Here is a 21703-nt window from a genome sequence, read left to right on the forward strand (position 1 = left end):
CTCAGCTCTCGGCCCCGGCGAGATCCGCGAGGATCGGGCAGTCCGGGCGGGAATCGCCCTGGCATTGCTGGACCAGCCGCTTCAGCGTGCCGCGCATCTCTGTCAGGGCGGCGATCTTCTCTTCGATCTGGCGCAGGTGCTCTTCGGCGAGCCGCTTGACGTCGGCGCTGCTTCGGTCGCCGTCGTTGTAGAGGTCCAGAAGCGCGCGGCATTCCTCGATCGAGAAGCCGAGCGCGCGGGCCCGCGCGATGAAGGCAAGGCGCTGGGTATCCGCATCGCCGAAGACCCGATAGCCGTTATCCGCCCGGTTGGGGGAGATCAGGCCGATATCTTCGTAATACCGGATCGTCTTGGCGGGCAGCCCCGCTTTCTTTGCGACGTCTTTGATGTTCATGACGCATGCACCCGCGTGTTCAGGCCCGGGGATCGGGCGGAGAAGGGCCAGACTTGGAAGCTTGCTAGGAAGGATTCAAGTCCCGAGTGCCACATATTCTTGCCCGGCACTCGGTACAGAGCAGCGGCAGGCCGGTCGCTCCTGCTGCGGTGCAGAATGGCAAGAGCGCATCGGGGCGCAAGAGGAAGCAGGCCTCCTCCATCGCGGCCTCTGCACCGCCCTCGGTCGCGGCCAGGATGAGGCGGCAGAGCGTGTCCTCGTCGGCGCTCAGCGTCTCGGCATCCGGTGCATTGAGCTGCGGCATCTGCCAGCTCTTGGCGCGGATCAGCGCGTGGAGCGTCTCGAAGCCCGAAAGGCAGGCCCGCGCGCGTCCCGGCCCTATGGCGCGGCAGAGCCCGGTCCAGACAAGCGCCTGCGCCTCCGGTCCTTCGGGCCAAAGCCGGAGAAGGGTCAGGCACCAGGCCTCGGACAGGCGCAGATCGGATATCCGGCGGGTCATGACGTCTCCATCGGGATGAGCTCAATTCCTGATTAAAACTATCGGAATTGTCAAGCGATCCGATAAGCGGTCCTCGGCCTATCCTGAGATTTCCGGACAGGGATGCCGTGATTTCGCCTCAAAATTATGCAAGCTGGCCACAGCAACGCATTTGGAGACCGACATGAAATCATCCCTGATCGCAATTTGCGCCTCGCTCGGCCTGGCCGCCGCTGCCCACGCGGCGGTGTTCAGCGAGATCGACACCGATGGCGACGATCTGATCAGTGCGTCCGAATACGAGGCCGCTTTCGGCACCTCCGACGGGTTCGAGCGCTACGACACCGACGCCAGCGGCTATGCCAGCCGCGACGAGGTCACCGGTGCGGGCGGCAAGGTCCACAAATCCGGCAAGCTGACCTTCTCGGACATCGACGAGGATGACGATGGCGAGCTCGACGAGGAAGAGCTGGAGCACGCCTTCGGCGAGGGCGCCCAGGCGGCGCTCGCCAAGTTCGACCGTGACGGCGACGGCGTCGTGACCCTGGACGAAGTGCGCTCCTCCGACGATCCCAAAGGCGAGCGCGGCTGGAGCAAGTGGGGCGACAATCACCCCTCGAAAGGCACCGAAGCCGCGTCGGCCCGGGCCGAAAAGACCAATCGCGGCCAGAGCGGCAAGGACAGCCGCGGCGGTGGCGGCGGTAACAACGGCAATGGCAAAGGTGGCGGCGGCGGCAACAGCGGCGGCGGAAAGGGCGGCGGCAAGGATCGCTGAGCCACCCCGATCACAACATCGTAACGGCCTCGCATTTGCGGGGCCGTTTTGCGTTTTCGGGCAGGGGGCGCGCGCAATTCCAACTTCCAAGAGCGGCGCGCTCGGAGTAGCACTCCAAGCACGATGGATGTGGTCTATGTCACGGCGATCATCGCGTCGCTGTTCCTTCTTCTCGGTCTCGCAGAGCCGCTCGCGGCGCGTCTTCGGCTGCCCTACAGCGTCATCCTCGCCGGGATCGGCGTGGTCATCGCAACGGGTGCCGCGTTCTTCCTGCGCACCGAGCTGACCGACGCGCTGAACCCGGTCGCTTCGGCGATCTTGAACCTGCCGATCCGGTCGAACGTCTTCCTCTACGTCTTCCTGCCGACGCTTCTCTTCCAGGTGACGCTCGGCATGAACCTGCGCCGGATGGCGGATGACTGGGTGCCGATCCTGACGCTGGCCGTGGTGGCGGTGATCTTCTCGACCTTCGTGGTCGGCATGGCGCTCAACTGGGTGTCGGGCTTCGGTCTGGTCGCCTGCCTGCTTCTGGGCGCGATCGTCTCGACCACCGATCCCTCGGCGGTGGTCTCGATCTTCCGCTCCATCGCCGCGCCGCGGCGGCTCGCCCGGATCATCGAAGGCGAGAGCCTGATGAACGACGCCGCGGCCATCGCGCTTTTCGGCCTGCTGATGGGTTTCGTGATGCGCGGAGTGCCCGACCCCGAACTGGCCGGGGCGCTCCGGCAGTTTCCCTGGCTGATCTTCGGCGGCGCGGCGGTGGGCATCATCATGGCGCGGATCGCGGTCTGGTCGATGAGCTTCTTCGACCGGTTCGAGACCGCGCAGATCTCGGCCTCGGTCGCTTTGCCCTATCTCGCCTATATCGCCGCCGAGCAGCTCTTCGGAGCCTCGGGCGTGATCGCCGTGGTGGCGGCGGGCCTCATGGTCAACGTCTCGGCACCGGGCGCACTGGCGCCGGGCGCCTGGGAGAACATGCGCGACACCTGGGGGCTTCTGGCGCATTGGGCGGGGGCGCTGATCTTCGTGCTCGCCGCGCTCCTAATCCCGCGGCTGCTCGAGGATGTCACCTGGGTCGATTTCGGCCTGACGCTCGTGGTCGTCGTCGCGGCGCTTGCGGCGCGGGCGGGCATCCTTTTCGTGCTGCTGCCGCTTCTGTCCCTTCTGAAGCTCAGCCCGCAGGTCGATCCGCCCTATCGCGCGGCGATCCTCTGGGGCGGCTTGCGCGGCGCGGTCACCTTGGCGCTGGCGCTGGCGGTGACCGAAAGCCTGCGCGTCCCGCCCGAGACGCGCCGCATGGTGGGTGTGCTCGCGACCGGCTACACGCTTTTCACGCTGGTGGTGCAGGGCTCGACCCTGCGGCTGGTGATCTCGCGCCTCGGGCTCGACCGGCTCTCGGCGCTCGATGCGGCGCTCGCCCGGCAGGTCGTCGCCGTGGCGCTGCAGGAGGTCCGCGAGCGCGTCGCCGAGACGACCGAGAACTACGATCTCAGCCATGACATAGTGCGCTCCGAGGCCAAGATCTTCGGCGAACGGCTCGACGGGTCGGTGAAATCCGCCGAGAAGTCCGAGGCCATCGCCGACCGAGACCGGATCACGCTGGGTCTCGTCGCGCTTGCCTCCGCCGAGCGTGACCTCGTGCTCGAACGCTTCCGCGAACGCGCCGTGTCCTCGCGGCTGCGCGATCGCATCCTGACCGATGTCGACCGGATGATCGAAGCGGCGCGCGTCGGTGGACGGACCGGGTATCGGCAGGCCGCTAGGCGCGCCGTCGGTCTGAATCGCAGCTTCCAGATCGCGGTCGGGCTCTATAACCGGCTGCGGCTCTCCTGGCCCTTGGCGCGGCTCACCGCGGATCGGTTCGAGATCCTGCTCTTGCAGGGGCTGGTGCTGCGCGATCTCGACGGGTTCATCGACCGCCGCATCCGCCGCATCCACGGTCGCCGCGTCGCCGATCTGCTGCACGAGCTGCTCGCGCGCCGCGCCGAGCTGATCGAGCAGGCGCTCGACGGGTTGCGGCTGCAATATCCGGGCTATGCCGAAGAGCTGGAGCGCCGGTTCATCCGCCGCACCGCGCTTCGGATCGAGCGGCAGGAATACGACGCGCTTCTCGAGGACGGGCTGATCGGGGTCGAGCTTCACACCGATCTGACCCACCGACTGGCCCGCAGGCAAGCGCAGGAGGAAAAGCGTCCCGCGCTCGACATCGCGCTCCAGAAGGCCGAGATCGCGCGCCAGTTCCCGCTCTTCTCCGAGCTGGACGAGCCGACGGTGCGGCGGCTCTCGAAGGCGCTGGTCACCCGCTATGCCTCGGAAGGCGATCTGATCCTGAGCCGCGACCGGGTGCCCGACACCGTCTATTTCATCGCCTCGGGGGCGGTCGAGCTGAAGACGGCGGGGGTGAGCCACCGGCTGGGGCGGGGCGAGCTCTTCGGGCAGTTGGCCATGCTCACCCGCAACGCCCGCCGCACCGAGGTGCGCGCCATCGCGCCCTCGACGCTTCTGGCGCTCGACGAACGGCGCTTTCGCCGTCTCCTGCGCCGCTCCGACGCCGTCCAGCAGGCGGTGCGCGAAAGCGCCGAGAAACGCGGGATCGAGGTGCCCTATCTCGACGAGCTGGCCGAGCGCGCCGACAAGGCCGCCTGAGGGGCCGAGAACGGTGCGTTTCCGCCGGTTCCGGCCCTGTCATTGAGATTTCGCATCCGAGATGCTACATTTCAGCCATGGCCCGGCGCCGGGGTCCCTGATCGGCGTTTACGGTAGAAGGAGGACGATGTCCTGTTACCCCATGTTGACGCGGCCCCTGCCGCTGACACCGGGCGCCCGATGAGCGGTGCGACCCTCGACGTGACGAGCGAGATTCTGCTCGAATCCGTCCTGAAAAGCCTCGATGACATGAAAGCCGAAGACCTCGTGCAGATCGACCTGCGCGGCAAGACGGCCATCGGCGATTACATGGTGATCTGCTCCGGCCGGTCGTCGCGCCAGGTGGCGGCGATCTCGGACAAGCTCGTCGAGGATCTGAAGGCCCAGCACGGCGTGCTCTCCAAGACCGAGGGGAAGGAGACCGGCGATTGGGTCCTGATCGATACCGGGGACGTGATCGTTCACGTCTTCCGTCCCGAGGTGCGCGAGTTCTACCAGCTCGAGAAGATGTGGCTGCCCGCAGGTGCGGTGAAGACCCCGGCCACGCAGTAGCGTGCGCGTGCATCTCTGCGTCGTGGGTCGGCTGAGGGCCGGCCCGGAACGCGCGCTTCTCGACGATTATCTCGAACGGTTCGACAAGACCGGCCGGGGCCTTGGCCTCGGGCCGGTATCCGTGTCCGAGGTCGAGGACCGCAAGGGCGGCGGGATGGCCGCCGAGGCGCAGCTTCTGCGCCGCGCGCTGCCCAAGGGCGCGGTTCTCTGCGCGATGGACGAGCGGGGCGAGACGCTGTCGTCGCCCGAGTTCTCGGACCGGCTTGCCGGGTTCCGCGATCAGGGCGCGCAGGATCTGGCCTTCGTGATCGGCGGCGCGGACGGGATCGATCCGGCGCTTCGCGCCGAGGCGCGCATGTCGCTGAGCCTCGGGCGCATGGTCTGGCCGCATATGCTGGCGCGGGTGATGCTGGCCGAACAGCTCTACCGCGCCGCCTCGATCCTTGCAGGCAGCCCCTATCACCGTGCCTGAGCGGCGATCTCATCAACAGACAAGGCCCCGCAGGAGCGGTTCCGAACGGTTGCCACAGGCTGTCCGGAAGACGCGCCAGAGGCGCGGCTGACATGACCTGTCTGCGGGCGCGTTGCGCCCGCAGTCCGCTGGATCGACGGACGGCTCAGATGCCCACGTCGATGATGGCGCGGGCGAGCTTCGGCACGGTCTCGTCGTTCAGCCCGGCGATGTTCATCCGGCTGTCGCCGACCATGTAGATGCCGTGCTTCTCGCGCAGCGCCTCGACCTTGTCGGGCGCGCAGCCCAGCCGCGAGAACATGCCGCGATGCTGCGCCAGAAACCCGAAGCGGTCCGACCCCGAGAGCTCGCGCAGCTCACCGGCCAGCCTCTCGCGCAGCCGCAACATGCCGGTGCGCACCTCTTCCAGCTCCGCCTGCCAATCGGCGCGCAGCGCGTCGTCGCCCAGGACCATCAGCACCAGCCGCGCGCCGTGATCGGGCGGGAAGGAGTAGTTCTGGCGGTTGAGATAGGCGAGGTTGCCCTGGTTGGTCTTCTGCCGTCCGGCCTCGTGCGCGACTGCCATCAGAAGGCCGGTGCGCTCGCGGTAGATGCCGAAATTCTTCGAACAGGACGCCGCGATGATCGTCTCGGGGCAATGCGCCGCGATGAGCCGCGTGCCCGCCGCGTCCTCTTCGAGCCCGTCACCGAAGCCCTGGTAGGCGATGTCGATCATCGGCACCGCGCCCTGCTTGTTGACGAGATCGGCGACCTCCTGCCACTGCGACATGGTCAGGTTCGCGCCGGTCGGGTTGTGGCAGCAGCCGTGCAGAAGGACGATGTCGCCCTTTTCGGCATGCTTCAGATCCTCGACCATCCCGTCGAAATCGACGCCGCCGGTCTCGCTGTCGAAATAGCGGTAGGGCACCACGGGCAGGCCCATGTGCTTCAGGATGGAAAGGTGGTTCGGCCAGGTCGGGTCGGAGACGAAGACCTTGGCGCCCGGATTGGCGAGCCGCACGAGATCAAAGCCCTGCCGCACCGCACCGGTGCCGCCGGGCGTCGCCACGGCAGCGACGGCGCCGCGCTCGACCGCGTCGCCGAGGATGAGCTCGATCATGCGGTCGGCAAAGGCCGGATCGCCCGCGAGCCCGGTATAGGATTTGGTCTCCTCGGTCTCCCAGAGCTGCTTTTCGGCAGCCTTGATCGCCCGCATGATCGGCGTGTGGCCCTGCGCGTCCTTGTAGACGCCGACGCCCAGGTCGATCTTGTCCTCGCGTGGGTCGTCCTTGAAGGCCTGCATCAGGGCGAGGATCTTGTCCGCGGGTTGGTCCTTGAGATGTTCGAACATCAGTTTTCTCCGGTGGCGACGGGCAGCGTGGGGAACTGGCCCCATTCCGACCAGGACCCGTCATAAAGGGAATGGTCCGTCTTGCCGATGCGCTCCATGGCAAGCGAGAGAATGGCGGCGGTGACGCCGGAGCCGCAGGTCGTGATGGCGGGCTTCGACAGGTCGACGCCGGCGGCCTCGAACACCTGTTTCAGCTCTTGCGGCTCCTTCATGGTGCCATCGGCGTCGAAAAGCGTCGCGTAATGGACGTTCTTCGAGCCGGGGATGTGGCCCGCGCGCATGCCGGGGCGCGGCTCGGCCTCTTCGCCGCGGAAGCGGCCGGGCGAGCGGGCGTCGATGATCTCGTGATCGCCGAGCTTGGAGGCGGCCGAGACCTGGGTCACGTCGCGCACCATCTGCGCGTGGCGGCGCACGGTCATGTGCCGGTCGCGGACGACGGGGGCGAGGTCCTCGGTCGGGCGGTCCTCGCGCTGCCATTTCGGGAAGCCGCCATCGAGCACGGCGACATCGAACTGGCCCATCAGCCGGAAGAGCCACCAGATGCGCGCGGCCGAGAACATGCCCGCGCCGTCATAGACGACGACCTGGTGGCCGTCGCCCACGCCCATCGCCCGCATCCGCGACATGAACTTCTCGATCGGCGGCGCCATGTGCGGCAGGTCCGAGCGCTGGTCGGAGATATCGTCGATATCGACATAGCGCGCGCCGGGGATATGAGCTTCCGCGTATTCCGCCTTGGCGTCGCGGTTCATGTCCGGCAGGTACCAGGACGCATCGAGAACCCGCAGGTCGGGATCCTTCAGATGCCGGGCCAGCCACTCGGTGGACACCAGCGTTTTCGGGTCGTCGGCGGACATCGCGGGCCTCATGCGTATGACGCGACCGTGTTAGTGCTGCAGGCGGCGAAGGGCAAGCGCGGGCCGGTCAGCCGTGCTCCTTCAGGAGCCGCTGTTTCTGCCGGTTCCAGTCGCGTTTCGCCTCGGTTTCGCGTTTGTCATGGGTTTTCTTGCCCTTCGCGATGCCGATCTTGATCTTCGCAATGCCGCGATGGTTGAAATAGAGCACCAGCGGAACGAGCGTCATGCCCTTGCGCTGGGTGTCGTTCCAGAGCCGCGCCAGTTCCCGCTTCGAGCAGAGAAGCTTGCGGCGGCGTCGATCCTCGTGACCGAACATCGCCTGGTCGTAGGGCGCGATGTAGGAGTTCACCAGCCAGAGCTCGCCGTTTTCGACCGCGGCATAGCTCTCGGCGATATTGGCGGTGTTGAGCCGGAGCGACTTCACCTCCGAGCCGGTCAGCATCATGCCGCATTCGAGATCGTCCTCGATCGCGTAATCGAAGCGCGCCCGCCGGTTCTCGGCGATCACCTTGTAATTCGGGTTGTCCTTGGGCTTTGCCATAGGGCGAGACATAGGCGTCGCGGAGGGTGCTGCCAAGACGGAAGCAGAGCGGTCATTCGCGCGATTCCGGGGTCAATCCGGGCTGTGGCCGAAGATTTTCCAGAAATCTGAAACTGAAGGGCCCCGCCTCTCGTGGCTGCAGCACTGATTGAGAGGAGTTTACAGATGACCATTCTTCGTATCACCGCCGCCGCCCTTGCCCTCGGCCTCGCGATGCCGGCCGTCGCGGCGCACGGACCCTATTCGGCGGACAGCGGCAAGACGCCGGGCGGATTCGAGCCGTCGGGCACCAACAAGGCCGCGCCTGCGACCCGCGCGCCGGGCGAGAACGGCGCCATCGCGAGCGGCGCCGAAAAGGGCAACCCAACCGCAGATGGCACCAACGACACCATCGACGACGGTGAAGGCGGGCTCTTCGGGGGCCAGAGCGAAGGCTTCCCCGGCTCCAAGTGACACCGGGACGCCCCCCGCTCGCGGAGCGGGTCGGGGGGCGTCATGCAGCGCGGAGGCTTAGGCGCCGTAGGGGATCCATACGGTCTTGATCTCGGTTGCGGCGGCCAGCCAGTCGCGCGTGGTCACCGCCGACAGGTCGCGCCCGCCCGACACCCAGCTGCGCTTGAGATTGCCCGCCGAGGCCCGTTCCACGGACGCGTCGAGATCGCCGGACGAGAAGCACCAGACCGCATCGACATCCGCATGTGCCGCCAGAGTGGGCGCGAGTTCGGCGTGAGTTCCGGTCAGCAGGTTCACCGCGCCCGCAGGTACGTCCGAGGTTTCCAGAAGCTGGATCATCTCGGCGGCGATCAGCGGGAACGGCTCCGAGGCGACCGCGACCAGCCGGTTGCCCATCGCCAGCGCTGGCGCCATCACCGACACGAGACCCGAGAGCGGAGCGGCATCCGGGCAGAGCGTCCCGATCACGCCGACCGGCTCGCGCATGCCCAGAGCGACGCCCCGGATCGGCACCTGCTTGACCTCGCCGCCCGCCTTGTCGGCCATCGCGGCCCAGGTGAAGAGCGTATCGACCGAGGCCTCGACCTCTGTCTTTCCCGTGCGGCCCCCGGTCATCCGGTCGATGAGCTTCGCGATCTCGTCGCCCCGCGCCGACAGGTTCTCGGCCAGGTAGTAAAGCACCTGCGCGCGGTTATGCGCTGTCGCGGCCGCCCAGCCGCCTGCGCCGCGCGCCGCCTCGACGGCATTGCGGACATCCTTGCGATTGGCGATCGGAGCCTGCCCGATCAGCTTGCCCGCGCGGGTGTAGACCGTGCGAGAATAGCCGCCATCGGGCCGCGCCTGCTTGCCGCCGATATAGAGCTTGGCGGTGCGATCCACGGGCTGCGGCTCGGCCGTCTCGCCGGTGAAGGCCGCAACCGGCTTCAAAGCCTTGCCCTCGGCCGGAGCCAGGTAGGCGTCGAGACCCTCCCAGCCGCCCTCGCGCCCGAAGCCCGATTCGCGCAGCCCGCCGAACCCGGCAGCGGCGTCGAACATATTCGTCCCGTTCACCCAGACCACGCCCGCGGCCAGCTTCGGCGCGATGTCGAGCGCGGTGTTGATGTTCTCGGACCAGACCGATGCAGCGAGCCCGTAACGCGTGTTGTTTGCGATCTCCACGGCTTCCGAGGGCGTCCGGAACGTGGTCGCGGTCAGGACAGGGCCGAAGATTTCCTCCTGCATGAGCTCGGAGGCGGGCGAGAGACCGGTGATCAGCGTCGGCGGGTAATAGCAGCCCTCGGGCATCGCGGTCTTGGCCCGGTAGGGCGTGCCCTCGCCGCGCCCGTCGACCAGTTGCCGGATGCGCGAGAGGTGATCGGGATGCACGATGGCGCCGACGTCGATGGACTTGTCGAGCGGGTTGCCGACGCGCAGAGTGTCCATCCTCGCGCGCAGCTTGCCGTGGAACCGCTGGGCGATGCCCTCCTGCACCAGCAGCCGTGAGCCCGCGCAGCAGACCTGCCCGCCGTTGAACCAGATCGCATCGACCAGCCCTTCGACGGCGCTGTCGAGATCGGCGTCCTCGAAGACGATGTAAGGCGATTTCCCGCCAAGCTCGAGCGTCAGCGCCTTGCCCTGACCGGCGGTCGCCTCGCGGATGGCGCGGCCGACCTCGGTCGAGCCGGTGAAGGCGATCTTGTCGACCTCCGCGCCGACCAGCGCCGCGCCCGTCGTGCCGTCTCCGGTCACGATATTGACGACGCCCTTCGGCAGTCCCGCCTGACGGCAGAGATCGGCGAAGAAGAGCGCCGTGAGCGAGGTCCACTCCGCCGGTTTCAGCACCACCGTGTTGCCCGCGGCCAGCGCGGGCGCGACCTTCCAGGCCAGCATCAGAAGCGGGAAGTTCCACGGGATGACCTGACCGCAGACGCCATGGGCCTTCGTATCGGGTCGTTCTTCGTCCAGAAGCTGGGCGAGCCCGGCATGGTAGTAGAAATGCCGCTGCGCCAGCGGCACGTCGATGTCGCGCGCCTCCCGGATCGGCTTGCCGCTGTCGAGCGTCTCAAGAACGGCGGCGAGGCGCGCATGCTTCTGCAGGAGCCGGGCGAGGGCATAGAGAAACCGCGCACGCGCCTTGCCACCCTGCTTTTCCCAGCGCGGCTGGGCGCGGCGGGCGGCGGCGATCGCCGCGTCCATATCGGCACCGGACCCTTTGGTGATCTCGGCCAGGACCTCGCCTGAGGCGGGGTTGATGGTTGCGAACGTGTCGCCGGGATCGGTAAACGCGCCATCGATGAAATGCCCGAAGCGCGCGCCCTGATCGGTGATCCAGGCGAGCGCGTCGCCCGCGCTTTCAGGCGCTGTGCCATAATCCATGGTCTCGAAGATCTCTTTCACGGTCATGCCGTCCGTCTCCTTCAGAGGCTCAGAGTGCGGTCCCGCCAGGCGCGGTCCAGCGTGTCGATATCGAGCGCCACCTGGCGCCACTCCGCGTCGAGCGGATAGAAGACCCAGACCTTGGGATGGCCGTCGCGGATGGCGAACTCCAGCCCGTCGACGCCAGCGGTTCCGACGATCAGGACCGACCCGTCTTCGGCGAGGCGCGCGCGGTCCTGCGGGTAGATGTAGCCAAGCTGGGCGTCATCGTCCCAGCGCCCCTCGGCAAAGGCGTCGAAATAGCGCGCGGCCTCGGGCGGAGAGCGCGACGGGTCGGCCCGGGTCATGCCATCGCGTGCCGCCAGGCGGCGGAATAGGCTCCGGTGACATGATGTTCGAGCTGCCGCTCGATATCGCCCAGAAGCGAGGAGGCTCCGAACCGGAACAGATCGGGGCGGAGCCAGCGGTCGCCCAGCTCCTCCTTGATCAGCGCCAGGTAGGTCAGCGCGTCCTTGGCCTTGGAGATGCCGCCCGCGGGCTTGTAGCCGACGCGGATGCCGGTTTCCTGATAATAGTCGCGGATCGCCCGGATCATCACGAGGCTCACCGGCAGCGTGGCATTGACGCTTTCCTTGCCGGTGGAGGTCTTGATGAAATCCGCGCCCGCCATCATGCAGACGAGGCTCGCGCGGGCGACGTTGCGCAGGGTGCCAAGCTCGCCGGTCGCGAGGATCGCCTTAACATGGGCGGGTCCCGAGGCGCGGCGGAAGGCGGCCATCTCGTCATAGAGCGCCTGCCAGTCGCCGGTCAGGACATGGCGGCGCGAGATCACGATGTCGATCTCGGTCGCGCCCGCGGTGACGGACTCGCCGATCTCGGCGACGCGCAGATGGAAAGGCGAGAGCCCGGCGGGAAATCCGGTCGAGACGGCGGCGACGGGGATGTTCGCGCCGTCGAGCGCGGCGACCGCGTGCGGCACCATGTCGTGATAGACGCAGACCGCCCCGGTGGTCAGGCCCGGAAGGCCGAGCGCGTCGAGCAGGTCGCGCCGCACCGGCTGGCGCGACTTGGCGCAGAGCCGCGCGACGCGGCCGGGCGTGTCGTCGCCCGCGAGCGTCGTCAGGTCGATGCAGGAGATCGCGCGCGCCAGCCACGCGGCCTGGTGGTCCTTCTTGACGCTGCGCCGTCCCGGCAGCGTCGCGGCGCGACGCTCGATCGCCGAGCGATTGGCGGTCGCCCGCATCACCCAGTCAAGATCGAGAGGCATGCCGTCGTTCCGCGGCTCGACGGTCTGGGGCAGCGTGTCATGGGCGGTGAGGGTGGTCATGGGAACTGTGGGTCTGTCCTGAAACGAAGGCTAGACCGTGGCACGGCCATCCCGCCGAGGCAAGGCGAACGCCGGGTCGCTTTCGCACAGACCTCAACGTGGCGCGGATGGAGAGCGGGGGATGCGTATTTGGAAAAAGAAGAAACGCGCAAGTGCGGCGCGCGCGATCGGAGGTCTCTTGCTCTTATAGGCTTCTTCTTTTTTCAAATACGCCTCGTCACGCCGAGGCCGGGCGACCGGGCGGATCTCTTTGCCGGCTCACCCATTGCGGACTCCACGCTATTGCGGACTCCACGTTGGAACAAAAGTAGAACATATTGTCCTGCATGACCGTGGAGCTCTCGATCACCACCAATTTCACCTTTCTCACCGGGGCCGCCCACCCCGAGGAGATGGTCGAGCGCGCGGCGCTTCTCGGGATCGAGGCGCTGGCGGTGGCCGATGTGAACAGCGTTGCGGGTATTGTCCGGGCCTGGACGCAGGCGCGCGAGATCGGGCGGCTTCTGAAAGAGCGGGCGCGGGTCGAAGCGGCGGAGGGCCCGATCGGTCCTCCCGCGCCCGCGGGGCACATGCGCGGGCCGCTTCTGACCTGCGTTCCCCGGCTCATCCCCGCGGCGCGGCTGGTCCTGTGCGACGGGATCGAGATCACCGCGCTCGCCGCAACGCGGGCGGGCTGGGCGCGGCTGTGCCGGCTTCTGTCGACGGGGCGGCTGCGCGCGGGGAAGGGCGCCTGCGATCTGGAGCTCGACGACCTGATGGACGGCGCCGAGGGCTTGGAGCTTCTGCTCTTCGCCCCGCCGGGACTGGCGGGTGACGACGGTATCGCGCCCTGGCTCGCGGTCGCGCGGCGACTGGCGCGCCGCTTTCCGGAGCAGCTCGCCCTGGCGCTCGACCCGCTTTATGACGGGCGCGACGCGGAGCGGTTCGACCGGATCGCCCGGATCGCGGCCGAGCTCGGTCTGCCCACCGCCGCCACCGCCCGCCCTCTCATGCATCACGGCAGCCGCCGCCGCCTCGCCGATGTACTGACCGCCATCCGACAGGGCTGCCGGGTCTCCGACCTGGGCCGCGCCGCACTGGCCAATGGCGAGCAGGGCCTGCGCGCGCCCGACGCGATGCGCCGTCTCCTGGGGCTCCATGCCGGGGCGCTCGACCGGGCCGCGGAGATCGCCGCGCGCTGCCGGTTCGACCTGGGCGAGCTGCGCTACGAATACCCCTCCGAGATCGCGCCGGGCGAGACCGCGCAGGCGCGGCTGGCCCGGCTTGCCGCCGAGGGCCTCTGCTGGCGCTATCCGGGCGGTGCGCCCGACAAGGTGCGCGGGCTTCTCGAGCACGAGCTGGCGCTGATCGGCAAGCTCGATTACGCGCCCTATTTCCTGACCGTGCGCGACATCGTCGCCTTCGCGCGCGAGCGCGGCATCCTCTGCCAGGGGCGCGGCTCGGCGGCCAATTCGGTGGTTTGCTATTGCCTCGGCGTCACCTCGGTCAGTCCCGAGGTGGGCACCATGGTCTTCGAGCGGTTCGTCTCGGAGGCCCGCGACGAGCCGCCTGATATCGACGTCGATTTCGAGCACGAGCGCCGCGAGGAGGTGATCCAGCACATCTATGCCCGCTACGGCCGCCACCGCGCCGGGCTCTGCGCCACCGTCATTCATTACCGCGGCAAGCGCGCCATCCGCGAGGTCGGCGCGGCGATGGGGCTCAGCCAGGACCTGATCGGGGCGCTCTCGTCGCAGCTTTGGGGCTTCTTCTCGACCAACGGGCTCGAGGAGAGGCGCATGCGCGAGATCGGGCTCGATCCGCGCGACCGGCAGCTGCGCCTCACGCTCGACCTGATCCAGGAGATCATCGGCTTTCCCCGCCATCTCAGCCAGCATGTCGGCGGGTTCGTCATCACCGAGGGGCGGCTGGACGAGCTGGTGCCGATCGAGAACGCGGCGATGGAGGACCGCACCGTCATCTGCTGGGACAAGGACGATATCGACAGCCTCGGCATCCTCAAGGTCGACGTCTTGGCGCTTGGCATGCTGACCTGTCTGCGCAAGGCCTTCGGGCTTCTGAAGCTGCATCACCGGCAGAGCTACGACCTGGCGAGCCTGCCGCCCGAGGATCCGGCGGTCTATGACATGCTCTGCCGCGCCGACAGCATCGGCGTCTTCCAGGTCGAGAGCCGGGCGCAGATGAACTTCCTGCCCCGGATGAAGCCGCGCAGCTTCTACGACCTGGTGATCGAGGTGGCGATCATCCGGCCCGGGCCGATCCAGGGCGACATGGTCCACCCCTATATCCGCCGCCGCAACGGCGAGGAGGAGGTGAGCTTTCCCTCGGACGCGCTGGGCGCGGTGCTGGGCAAGACGCTGGGCGTGCCGCTTTTCCAGGAGCAGGCGATGCAGATCGCCATCATCGGTGCAGGGTTCACCCCCGACGAGGCCGATCGGCTGCGCCGCTCGCTCGCCACCTTCAAGAAGCACGGCAATGTCAGCGAGTTCCGCGACCGCTTCCTGCGCGGCATGGCGCGGAACGGCTATACCGAGGAGTTCGCCGAGCGCTGCTTTTCCCAGATCGAGGGCTTCGGCTCCTACGGGTTTCCCGAAAGCCATGCGGCGAGCTTCGCGCTGCTGGTCTATGCCTCGGCCTGGGTGAAGTGCCACCATCCCGGCATCTTCGCCTGCGCGCTGCTGAACGCCCAGCCGATGGGGTTCTACGCGCCTGCGCAGATCGTGCGCGATGCCCGCGCCCACGGGGTCGAGGTGCGGCCCGTGTCGATCAATGACAGCTACTGGGACAACGTGATGGAGCCCGACGGGGCGGGCGGGCTGGCGCTGCGGCTGGGGTTCCGGCAGATCAAGGGGCTGCGCGACGAGGATGCCGCCTGGATCGCGTCGTCGCGCGGCAACGGCTATGTCACGCTCCGCGACGTCTGGCGGCGCGCCGGGATCGGCGCGGGCGTGCTGGCGCGGCTGGCCGAGGCCGATGTCTTCGCGCCCCTGGGCCTCAGCCGCCGTCAGGCGCTCTGGGAGGCCAAGGCCTTGGCGGGCGACAAGCCTCTGCCGCTCTTCGCGGGCGATATGGAGGGCGAGGGCATCGTCGAGCCCGCCGCGCATCTGCCCGAGATGAGCGAGGGCGAGGAGATCGTCGAGGATTACGTCGCCCTGCGCCTGACGCTGCGCCGCCACCCGCTGGCGCTGTTGCGTCCGCTTCTGACGCCGGGGGCGGGCGATGGCGCGTCCGACGCAGGGCGCTGAGCGCCGCGGGCTCTTCCGGCCACCCGGCCGGTCATGCTAGCGCAAGGCCCATGCGACCGTTCTGCCTCACCCTCGACAGCTGGACCGGATTGCCCGCGGGGGCGGTGTTCGACGGCTATGCGTTCCAGGGCGCCGATGTGATCCTCGGGGCCGAGGGCTTCGCCGAGGTCGCGCCGCGCTTCGATCTTCCCGCCGACGGGGCCTTTGTCCTGGCCCGTCCCCGGCCAGACGGCTGGGAGATCGCGGCGGATGCGGCGGGATACCGGCACGTCTTCTGGTGGCGGAACGGCCGCGACTGGGCAGTTTCCGAGAGCTTTCTCGAGCTGGTCTCTCGTCTGCGCGCGCGCGGCGTGGCTCTGCGGCTTGATCCCGGAGAGATGGGCGCCTGGCTGGGGCGGCGGCAGCTTTTCGAGCAATTGACCACCCGCGCGACCTGCGTGGCGGGCATCTCGGTTCTCGGGCGGGACGAGACGTTGCGCATCGGCCCCGAGGGGATGAGCGTCCGTCAGACGCCTCGCCTAGCCGCCGAAACCTATCCTGACGGTCTCCGCGCGTTTCTCGAGACATGGCTCGGACGTCTCGCGGCACTGCGTGCGGCGGATATGCCGATGCGCGTGCATCTGTCCGGCGGTGTCGACAGCCGCGCCATCGCTGCGCTGCATCTTTGGCTCGACCGACAACTCGGTCCTCACAAGCGCTGCGGGCTCTTCTGTTCGGGCGGGGGCGCGGACCGGGAGGTGGCCGAACGTGTCGCCGCCGAGACCGGCGCGGCGCTCAATGCTCTCGGGAACCCGCCGCGCATCGCGATCGGTCCCGAGGCCGCGCTTGCGGCGTGGGAGGCGCGCGCGGTCGGGGCCTACGCGCCGGTGCGGCTCTATCCCGAGGTGCAGGATCCCGACTGGATCGAGCTCTCGGGCCATGGCGGCGGCGGCTACAAACAGCCGCTCTCGCCCGGTGCCGTCCGACGGCAGGTCTGGCTGATGACCTCCGTGCATGGGTTTTACGGGATGGGCGACCGCTGGTCCTGGAAGCGCGGCTTCGAGGCCCAACTTGCCCGTCTCGCACCCGAACCCGGCCCTGCCTGGATGCGCTGGCAGCGCGCCAGCCGCGCGCGGTTCCACGGCGCGCAGGCCTTGGTGACGCGCAGCCAGGTCTCGCCCTTCGATTCGCTCTCCGCCGAAGCGGCGGGGGATGCGCGGCGCGGCCCGCAGATGCGCGCGCGGCAGATGCATTACGACATCATGGCGAGCCTCGCGCCCGATCTTCTGGACCTGCCCTTCGACAGCGCCGCAAAGGCCCCCGACGCGCAGCACCGCGCCGCGCTCACCCGGATCGACCGGCTGGAGCTGCACACGGGAAGGGTGTTCGGCCGCCTCACGCCGCCCGAGCCAGGCGCTCCCGGCCCCGACCCGCTGAGGCTGGTGCTGGAGCGGGTGGACACCGGCCTCCCCGAGCTTCCGTCGGGCGCGGTCAATCACTGGTTCCGTCGCGAGCTGCGGCAGCTGGGTCGCATGATCCGTTCGGGCGCATCTCCGAGACCGAAGGATATGCGGCATCTTCACTCGGGCTGGCTTATGCTCCGGCTCATGGAGTTGGGCGTCACGGGATGGCCCGGAGGAGAGACATGATCGCGATCATTTTCGAAGTCATTCCCGCCGAGGGCAAGCGGGACGAGTATCTCGATATCGCCGCGAAGATGCGCCCGATGGTCAAGGAGGTCGAAGGCTTCCTCGGGGTCGAGCGTTTCCAGAGCCTGACCAACCCCGGAAAGCTCCTGTCGATCTCGTTCTTCGAGGATGAGGCGGCTGTGGACCGGTGGCGCCAGCTGTCCGCGCATCGCGGTGCGCAGGCGCGGGGCCGGGGCGGGGTGTTCTCGGATTACCGGCTCAAGGTCTGCCACGTCTTACGCGACTATGGCATGTTCGACCGCGGCGACGCTCCGGAAGACAGCCGCGCCCATCACGACGCCGCTCAGGAATAGGCGTAGACCAAGAGCGCGATCCCGAGGATGACGCGGTAGATCACGTAGGGCGTGAAGCTCACCGAGCGCAGGAGCCGCATCATCAGCGCCAGCGCCGCGAGCGCCGCGACGAAGGCCATGACCGCGGCAATCGCGCCGTCCCGCGCGGCGGCCGCATCCGCGGTCGCGACCACTTCGATGCCCAAGAGCGCCGCCGATGCGAGGATGGTCGGGATCGACATCAGCATCGACAGTTTCGCCGCGCCGTGCCGGTCGTAGCCCAATTGCCGCGCGCCGGTGATGGTGATGCCCGAGCGCGAGGTCCCGGGGATCAGTGCGAGCACCTGCCAGAGCCCCATGATCAGCGCGTGTTTCAAGGTCCAGTCGCCATCGGTCCGCGTCGCGGGCGAGCGGGTATCGGCCCACCAGAGCACGATCCCGAAGCCCAGCATCGCCCAGCCGATCACCGCGACGGAACGCAGCGCCTCGTCGAGACCGGTCAGCTTGAGCGCGAGACCGGCGAGGATGACCGGCACCGTCGCGACCAGGAGGCAGAGCGCGAGAAACCCGTCCGCGTCCCGGACCCGGAAGGTCAGCGCCTGCGGTGTGCCGCGCAGAGCGCGCGCCACATCGGCCCGGAAATAGAGACAGACGGCTAGGAGCGTGCCGACATGGACGGCCACGTCGATGGCCTGTCCCTGGTCCTGCATCCCGGTCAGGCCGGGCAGGAGAATCAGGTGACCGGAGGACGAGATCGGCAAGAATTCGGTAACCCCCTGGATCAGCGCAAGGATCAGAAGCTGTGTCAGGGGCATGGCAGGCTGTCCGGTCAGAGGTCTCGGTCCGGGTATAAATCCCAGAAAAACAAACGGAAGAGCGAATTTTGTTCCGATTCGGACCTAAATAACGCTGTGAAGATGATCAAATTCCCCCAATGAGGGAAAAGAAACTGCATTAAGGTCAGTAATTATGACTTTAATATCATTTTGGCCTTATGTATACGAAGCTCTCATGCGCGGAGACGCGGAAGGACGGAGTTGGTCTATGGCGAAGCAGCCGATGCTGAAATTTGTAAGCGTCAAACGTGACATGCCGGTGAAGCGCGAGGCCGAGGAACGGTCGCATGATTTCGATGAAATCTACGCGGAATTCGCCGACCAGAAGGCCAAGGAACAGGCCGGACGCTGCAGCCAGTGCGGCGTGCCCTACTGCCAGAGCCATTGTCCTCTGCACAACAACATCCCCGACTGGCTGAAGCTCACCGCCGAGGGGCGGCTTCAGGAAGCCTACGAGATCAGCCAGGCGACCAATACCTTCCCCGAGATCTGCGGACGCATCTGCCCGCAGGACCGGCTCTGCGAAGGCAATTGCGTGATCGAGCAATCCGGCCACGGCACCGTCACCATCGGCGCGGTCGAGAAATACATCACCGACAGCGCCTGGGAGCGCGGCTGGGTCAAGGCGATCGCGCCGCATGAGCAGCGCACCGAGAGCGTCGGCATCATCGGCGCGGGCCCGGGCGGGCTTGCCGCGGCCGACGTGCTGCGCCGTGCGGGCGTGCAGGTCACGATCTACGACCGCTACGACCGCTCGGGCGGGCTGCTGACCTACGGCATTCCCGGCTTCAAGCTGGAGAAGGACGTGGTCATGCGCCGCAACGCCCAGCTCGAAGAGGGCGGCGTCAGCTTCGTGATGAACTGCAATGTCGGCGAGGACATCACCTTTGCCGAGCTGCGCGAGAAGCATGACGCGATCATCGTCGCCACCGGCGTCTACAAGTCGCGCGATCTTCAGGGGCCCGGATCGGGCGCGTCGGGCATCGTCAAGGCCATCGACTTCCTGACCGCGTCGAACCGGGCGATGAATTTCGGCGACAGCGTGCCGGAGTTCGAGAGCGGCGAGCTCAACGCGAAGGGCAAGCGCGTCGTGGTGATCGGCGGCGGCGACACGGCGATGGACTGCGTGCGCACCTCGATCCGGCAGGGCGCCGAAAGCGTGAAATGCCTCTATCGCCGCGACCGCGCCAACATGCCCGGCTCGCAGCGCGAAGTGCAGAACGCCGAGGAAGAGGGCGTCGTCTTCGAGTGGCTGACCGCCCCCAAGGGCTTCAAGGGCGATCCGGTCTCGGCGGTCGTGGTGCAGAAGATGCGCCTCGGTGCGCCGGACGCGACCGGGCGGCAGAGCCCGGAGCTGATCGACGGGTCCGATTACGACGAGCCCGCCGATCTGGTGATCAAGGCGCTGGGCTTCGAGCCGGAGGAGCTGCCGAAGCTCTGGGACGAGGACGGTCTCGAGGTGACCCGCTGGGGCACCGTCAAGGCCGAGTTCACCTCGGGCCGCACGGCGCTTCCGGGGGTCTACGCGGTGGGCGACATCGTCCGCGGCGCGAGCCTCGTGGTCTGGGCGATCCGTGACGGGCGCGATTGCGCGCAGGCGGTGCTCGACGATCTGGCGGGCGCGGGCGCGATGGCGGCCGAGTAAGCCGCGGCCCGCACCGTAATTTTGGACAGATGTTTCGCTGCGAAACATGGCGCGGTCCTCGGATCGCATCACGGGATGGAGAGAGATGAGCGAGCGGACGGGACAGTGCCTCTGCGGCGCGGTGAGCTTCACCGCGAGCGATGTGCCGTCCCGCGCAGGCATCTGCCATTGCGAGCAGTGCCGCCGCTGGACCGGCTCGGCGCTGATCGGCGTCACGGTGCCGCGCGCCGGGCTGACCTGGCAGGGGGCCGAGCACATCGCCGAACATGTCTCGTCGGATTGGGCCAAGCGCGGGTTCTGCGCTCGGTGCGGCAGCACGCTCTTTTTCCAGTTCACCGGTGGCGATCCGAAATGGGCCGAGGGCACGGAGATCCCCGTGGGCCTTTTCGACGATCCCGACGGGTTCGAGATCAAGAGCGAGATCTTCATCGACCACAAGCCCGACAGCTACGCCTTCGCGGGCGAGGGCCGCACGGTCCTGACCCGGGCCGAGGTGATCGAGAAGGCACCTCAGGTCGGAGGCGCATCATGAGCGATCAGGACGCCCCGCTGGTCGTCTGGGAAGACGAAGATCTTCTGGTCCGCGCGGCGCCGGGGCAGACCGACACGCTTGTCGTCGCCTTCACCGGCGTCAAGTTCGGGCTCGCCGGCGTCCCGATGACCGAGTTCTACGGATCCGCGCGCGGGGCCGAGGGGCATCACATCCTGTTCGTCTCGGACCTGTTGCGGAGCTGGTATTCGCGGCCCGGTCTCTGCGACCGGGTGTGCCGCGCGATCACGGCCTATGCCGCGGAGCATGGCATCACGCGGCTGCACGCGGTCGGCAACTCCATGGGCGGCTACGGCGCGCTTCTCCTGTCCGACCGTCTTCCGTTTTCGAGCGTCCTGGCCTTCGCGCCGCAGGTCTCGATGGACCCGGGTGTCATCCGCGAGCTGCGCTGGATCGAGTTCCGGCCGTTCTTCGGCCGGGAACTTGCGCAGAGCGTCAATCCGAACATCGCGCGTGCGGAATGCCCGGTGACGATCGTCGTGGGCGATGGCGATGCCGAGGACGCGCGTCAGACCGCGCTGCTCGAACCGGCGGAGAACCTGACACTCTTCCGGATCGCGCGCGGGCGGCACAATGCGGTGCGCGGGCTGAAGGATGAAGGGATTCTGAAGCCCTTTATGAGCGCCGTGTTCGCAGGCGACCGCGCAGAAGCCGAGGCCCTGATCGCGGCTTACGAGGCGGAGCAGGTCCCGGCCGAGGTCTCGCTCGACATGCATGGAGGTGTCGCATGATCCGGTGCACGAGCCTTCTCGCAGCTGCGCTGACCGCAGCCTGGGCTGTCGCGGCGCAGGCCACCGAGACGCAGCCCTATGCCGGGCAGGACAGCCGCGGCATCGCGGCGCTCTCCGAAGACGACATCGCGGCGCTCCGGGCGGGCGAGGGCTGGGGCTTTGCAAAGCCCGCCGAGCTCAATGGCTATCCCGGCCCTGCGCATGTGCTCGACCTTGCCGAAAAGCTGTCGCTCGAGCCCGACCAGGAAGCGAAGATCGCCGCGATCTTCGAGGCGATGCGCAGCGAAGCGGTCAGCCTTGGACGCGACTACGTCGCCGCCGAAGCCGCGCTCGATGCGGCCTTCGAGGCGGGCGACCTGTCGTCCGAGACGCTCCGCGCGCTCGTGGCCGAGGCCGAGACGACCCGCGCCGAGCTGCGCGCTGTGCATCTGGCCGCGCATCTGGAAACGACGCCGCTTCTGACGCGGCACCAACGCATGATCTACGCTCAGGCGCGCGGTTACGGCGCACCGGGCGGTGACGACCACACCGGCCACGATGGCCATTGAAGGAGAGC

At 67.9% G+C, this 21703-nt stretch carries 21 protein-coding genes; 12 read left to right on the forward strand and 9 right to left on the reverse strand.

The features are described from left to right. Position 1: 1 nt before the first annotated feature. On the reverse strand, positions 2-394 hold the full coding sequence (cueR, locus tag ACFQ4E_RS00130) for a Cu(I)-responsive transcriptional regulator (protein WP_386800883.1): 393 nt from the start codon (positions 392-394) through the stop codon (positions 2-4). A 64-nt stretch (positions 395-458) separates the two neighbouring features. After that, positions 459-893: a hypothetical protein gene (locus tag ACFQ4E_RS00135; protein ID WP_386800884.1), complete on the reverse strand. Its 435-nt coding sequence runs from the start codon at positions 891-893 to the stop codon at positions 459-461. A 163-nt stretch (positions 894-1056) separates the two neighbouring features. On the opposite strand from ACFQ4E_RS00135, the gene ACFQ4E_RS00140 reads away from it, so the two are divergent. The 4 genes from ACFQ4E_RS00140 to rlmH all read left to right on the forward strand — a co-directional run bounded on the left by ACFQ4E_RS00140 (position 1057) and on the right by rlmH (position 5317). Next, positions 1057-1647, forward strand: coding sequence for a hypothetical protein (locus ACFQ4E_RS00140; RefSeq protein WP_386800885.1), 591 nt, complete (start codon positions 1057-1059; stop codon positions 1645-1647). A 123-nt stretch (positions 1648-1770) separates the two neighbouring features. Next, positions 1771-4293, forward strand: coding sequence for a cation:proton antiporter (locus ACFQ4E_RS00145; RefSeq protein ID WP_386800886.1), 2523 nt, complete (start codon positions 1771-1773; stop codon positions 4291-4293). A 180-nt stretch (positions 4294-4473) separates the two neighbouring features. Beyond that, positions 4474-4845 (forward strand): ribosome silencing factor, encoded by a 372-nt coding sequence (gene rsfS / locus ACFQ4E_RS00150; RefSeq protein WP_386800887.1) that lies wholly within the window; start codon positions 4474-4476, stop codon positions 4843-4845. A 1-nt stretch (position 4846) separates the two neighbouring features. Next, positions 4847-5317, forward strand: coding sequence for a 23S rRNA (pseudouridine(1915)-N(3))-methyltransferase RlmH (gene rlmH, locus ACFQ4E_RS00155; protein ID WP_386800888.1), 471 nt, complete (start codon positions 4847-4849; stop codon positions 5315-5317). Positions 5318-5462: 145 nt separating this feature from the next. On the opposite strand, the gene ACFQ4E_RS00160 is transcribed toward rlmH, so the two are convergent. From ACFQ4E_RS00160 to smpB, 3 genes are all read right to left on the reverse strand, one after another. Next, on the reverse strand, positions 5463-6647 hold the full coding sequence (locus ACFQ4E_RS00160; RefSeq protein ID WP_386800889.1) for an amino acid aminotransferase: 1185 nt from the start codon (positions 6645-6647) through the stop codon (positions 5463-5465). After that, entirely contained in the window at positions 6647-7504 is an 858-nt protein-coding gene (gene sseA / locus ACFQ4E_RS00165; RefSeq protein ID WP_386800890.1) for a 3-mercaptopyruvate sulfurtransferase, read from the reverse strand. Before sseA ends, ACFQ4E_RS00160 begins: the two co-directional genes overlap by 1 nt. A gap of 67 nt (positions 7505-7571) precedes the next feature. Continuing rightward, the gene (gene smpB / locus ACFQ4E_RS00170; protein ID WP_386800891.1) at positions 7572-8045 is read right to left on the reverse strand and encodes an SsrA-binding protein SmpB; all 474 of its coding nucleotides are present in this window, start codon (positions 8043-8045) and stop codon (positions 7572-7574) included. Between the two features lie 165 nt (positions 8046-8210). On the opposite strand from smpB, the gene ACFQ4E_RS00175 reads away from it, so the two are divergent. Beyond that, complete coding sequence (locus ACFQ4E_RS00175) at positions 8211-8498, forward strand: hypothetical protein (RefSeq protein ID WP_386800892.1); 288 nt, start codon at positions 8211-8213, stop codon at positions 8496-8498. A 57-nt stretch (positions 8499-8555) separates the two neighbouring features. On the opposite strand, the gene ACFQ4E_RS00180 is transcribed toward ACFQ4E_RS00175, so the two are convergent. Genes ACFQ4E_RS00180 through deoC form a run of 3 tightly spaced genes read right to left on the reverse strand, consistent with a single transcriptional unit; the run spans position 8556 to position 12180 of the window. Further along, entirely contained in the window at positions 8556-10880 is a 2325-nt protein-coding gene (locus tag ACFQ4E_RS00180) for an aldehyde dehydrogenase family protein (protein ID WP_386800893.1), read from the reverse strand. A gap of 14 nt (positions 10881-10894) precedes the next feature. Further along, on the reverse strand, positions 10895-11200 hold the full coding sequence (locus ACFQ4E_RS00185; RefSeq protein WP_386800894.1) for a hypothetical protein: 306 nt from the start codon (positions 11198-11200) through the stop codon (positions 10895-10897). Further along, positions 11197-12180 carry a deoxyribose-phosphate aldolase gene (gene deoC, locus ACFQ4E_RS00190; protein ID WP_386800895.1) on the reverse strand — a complete coding sequence of 328 codons (984 nt, stop codon included), beginning with the start codon at positions 12178-12180 and terminating at the stop codon, positions 11197-11199. Before deoC ends, ACFQ4E_RS00185 begins: the two co-directional genes overlap by 4 nt. Positions 12181-12506: 326 nt before the next feature. Here deoC and ACFQ4E_RS00195 point away from each other — a divergent pair, with 326 nt between their 5' ends. From ACFQ4E_RS00195 to ACFQ4E_RS00205, 3 genes are read left to right on the forward strand one after another with little or no spacing between them, the layout of a single operon-like run. Next, positions 12507-15425: an error-prone DNA polymerase gene (locus ACFQ4E_RS00195; protein ID WP_386800896.1), complete on the forward strand. Its 2919-nt coding sequence runs from the start codon at positions 12507-12509 to the stop codon at positions 15423-15425. A 50-nt stretch (positions 15426-15475) separates the two neighbouring features. Next, positions 15476-17053: a hypothetical protein gene (locus ACFQ4E_RS00200; RefSeq protein ID WP_386800897.1), complete on the forward strand. Its 1578-nt coding sequence runs from the start codon at positions 15476-15478 to the stop codon at positions 17051-17053. Continuing rightward, a complete protein-coding gene (locus tag ACFQ4E_RS00205) occupies positions 17050-17406 on the forward strand; it encodes an antibiotic biosynthesis monooxygenase family protein (RefSeq protein ID WP_386800898.1) in 357 nt (118 codons plus the stop codon). The genes ACFQ4E_RS00200 and ACFQ4E_RS00205 overlap by 4 nt, the downstream gene beginning before the upstream one ends. Here ACFQ4E_RS00205 and ACFQ4E_RS00210 read toward each other — a convergent pair. After that, positions 17397-18200, reverse strand: coding sequence for an undecaprenyl-diphosphate phosphatase (locus tag ACFQ4E_RS00210; RefSeq protein WP_386800899.1), 804 nt, complete (start codon positions 18198-18200; stop codon positions 17397-17399). The genes ACFQ4E_RS00205 and ACFQ4E_RS00210 overlap by 10 nt on opposite strands. 229 nt (positions 18201-18429) lie before the next feature. Here ACFQ4E_RS00210 and ACFQ4E_RS00215 point away from each other — a divergent pair, with 229 nt between their 5' ends. From ACFQ4E_RS00215 to ACFQ4E_RS00230, 4 genes are all read left to right on the forward strand, one after another. Next, entirely contained in the window at positions 18430-19866 is a 1437-nt protein-coding gene (locus ACFQ4E_RS00215) for an NAD(P)-dependent oxidoreductase (protein WP_386800900.1), read from the forward strand. 85 nt (positions 19867-19951) lie between these two features. Next, the gene (locus ACFQ4E_RS00220; RefSeq protein ID WP_386800901.1) at positions 19952-20398 is read left to right on the forward strand and encodes a GFA family protein; all 447 of its coding nucleotides are present in this window, start codon (positions 19952-19954) and stop codon (positions 20396-20398) included. Continuing rightward, positions 20395-21147, forward strand: a complete 753-nt coding sequence (locus tag ACFQ4E_RS00225) for an alpha/beta fold hydrolase (RefSeq protein ID WP_386800902.1) — start codon at positions 20395-20397, stop codon at positions 21145-21147. The genes ACFQ4E_RS00220 and ACFQ4E_RS00225 overlap by 4 nt, the downstream gene beginning before the upstream one ends. Further along, on the forward strand, positions 21144-21695 hold the full coding sequence (locus ACFQ4E_RS00230) for a Spy/CpxP family protein refolding chaperone (protein ID WP_386800903.1): 552 nt from the start codon (positions 21144-21146) through the stop codon (positions 21693-21695). The genes ACFQ4E_RS00225 and ACFQ4E_RS00230 overlap by 4 nt, the downstream gene beginning before the upstream one ends. The last annotated feature ends 8 nt before the right edge of the window (positions 21696-21703 follow it).

The organism is Litorisediminicola beolgyonensis, assembly GCF_042679605.1.
GTDB classification, from domain to species: domain Bacteria; phylum Pseudomonadota; class Alphaproteobacteria; order Rhodobacterales; family Rhodobacteraceae; genus Litorisediminicola; species Litorisediminicola beolgyonensis.

Coding starts and splice junctions, on each gene's coding strand:
- cueR (WP_386800883.1), bottom strand. CDS start 394: ATGAACATCAAAGACGTCGCAAAGAAAGCGGGGCTGCCCGCCAAGACG.
- ACFQ4E_RS00135 (WP_386800884.1), bottom strand. CDS start 893: ATGACCCGCCGGATATCCGATCTGCGCCTGTCCGAGGCCTGGTGCCTG.
- ACFQ4E_RS00140 (WP_386800885.1), top strand. CDS start 1,057: ATGAAATCATCCCTGATCGCAATTTGCGCCTCGCTCGGCCTGGCCGCC.
- ACFQ4E_RS00145 (WP_386800886.1), top strand. CDS start 1,771: ATGGATGTGGTCTATGTCACGGCGATCATCGCGTCGCTGTTCCTTCTT.
- rsfS (WP_386800887.1), top strand. CDS start 4,474: ATGAGCGGTGCGACCCTCGACGTGACGAGCGAGATTCTGCTCGAATCC.
- ACFQ4E_RS00160 (WP_386800889.1), bottom strand. CDS start 6,647: ATGTTCGAACATCTCAAGGACCAACCCGCGGACAAGATCCTCGCCCTG.
- sseA (WP_386800890.1), bottom strand. CDS start 7,504: ATGTCCGCCGACGACCCGAAAACGCTGGTGTCCACCGAGTGGCTGGCC.
- smpB (WP_386800891.1), bottom strand. CDS start 8,045: ATGGCAAAGCCCAAGGACAACCCGAATTACAAGGTGATCGCCGAGAAC.
- ACFQ4E_RS00175 (WP_386800892.1), top strand. CDS start 8,211: ATGACCATTCTTCGTATCACCGCCGCCGCCCTTGCCCTCGGCCTCGCG.
- ACFQ4E_RS00180 (WP_386800893.1), bottom strand. CDS start 10,880: ATGACCGTGAAAGAGATCTTCGAGACCATGGATTATGGCACAGCGCCT.
- ACFQ4E_RS00185 (WP_386800894.1), bottom strand. CDS start 11,200: ATGACCCGGGCCGACCCGTCGCGCTCTCCGCCCGAGGCCGCGCGCTAT.
- deoC (WP_386800895.1), bottom strand. CDS start 12,180: ATGACCACCCTCACCGCCCATGACACGCTGCCCCAGACCGTCGAGCCG.
- ACFQ4E_RS00195 (WP_386800896.1), top strand. CDS start 12,507: ATGACCGTGGAGCTCTCGATCACCACCAATTTCACCTTTCTCACCGGG.
- ACFQ4E_RS00200 (WP_386800897.1), top strand. CDS start 15,476: ATGCGACCGTTCTGCCTCACCCTCGACAGCTGGACCGGATTGCCCGCG.
- ACFQ4E_RS00205 (WP_386800898.1), top strand. CDS start 17,050: ATGATCGCGATCATTTTCGAAGTCATTCCCGCCGAGGGCAAGCGGGAC.
- ACFQ4E_RS00210 (WP_386800899.1), bottom strand. CDS start 18,200: ATGCCCCTGACACAGCTTCTGATCCTTGCGCTGATCCAGGGGGTTACC.
- ACFQ4E_RS00215 (WP_386800900.1), top strand. CDS start 18,430: ATGGCGAAGCAGCCGATGCTGAAATTTGTAAGCGTCAAACGTGACATG.
- ACFQ4E_RS00220 (WP_386800901.1), top strand. CDS start 19,952: ATGAGCGAGCGGACGGGACAGTGCCTCTGCGGCGCGGTGAGCTTCACC.
- ACFQ4E_RS00225 (WP_386800902.1), top strand. CDS start 20,395: ATGAGCGATCAGGACGCCCCGCTGGTCGTCTGGGAAGACGAAGATCTT.
- ACFQ4E_RS00230 (WP_386800903.1), top strand. CDS start 21,144: ATGATCCGGTGCACGAGCCTTCTCGCAGCTGCGCTGACCGCAGCCTGG.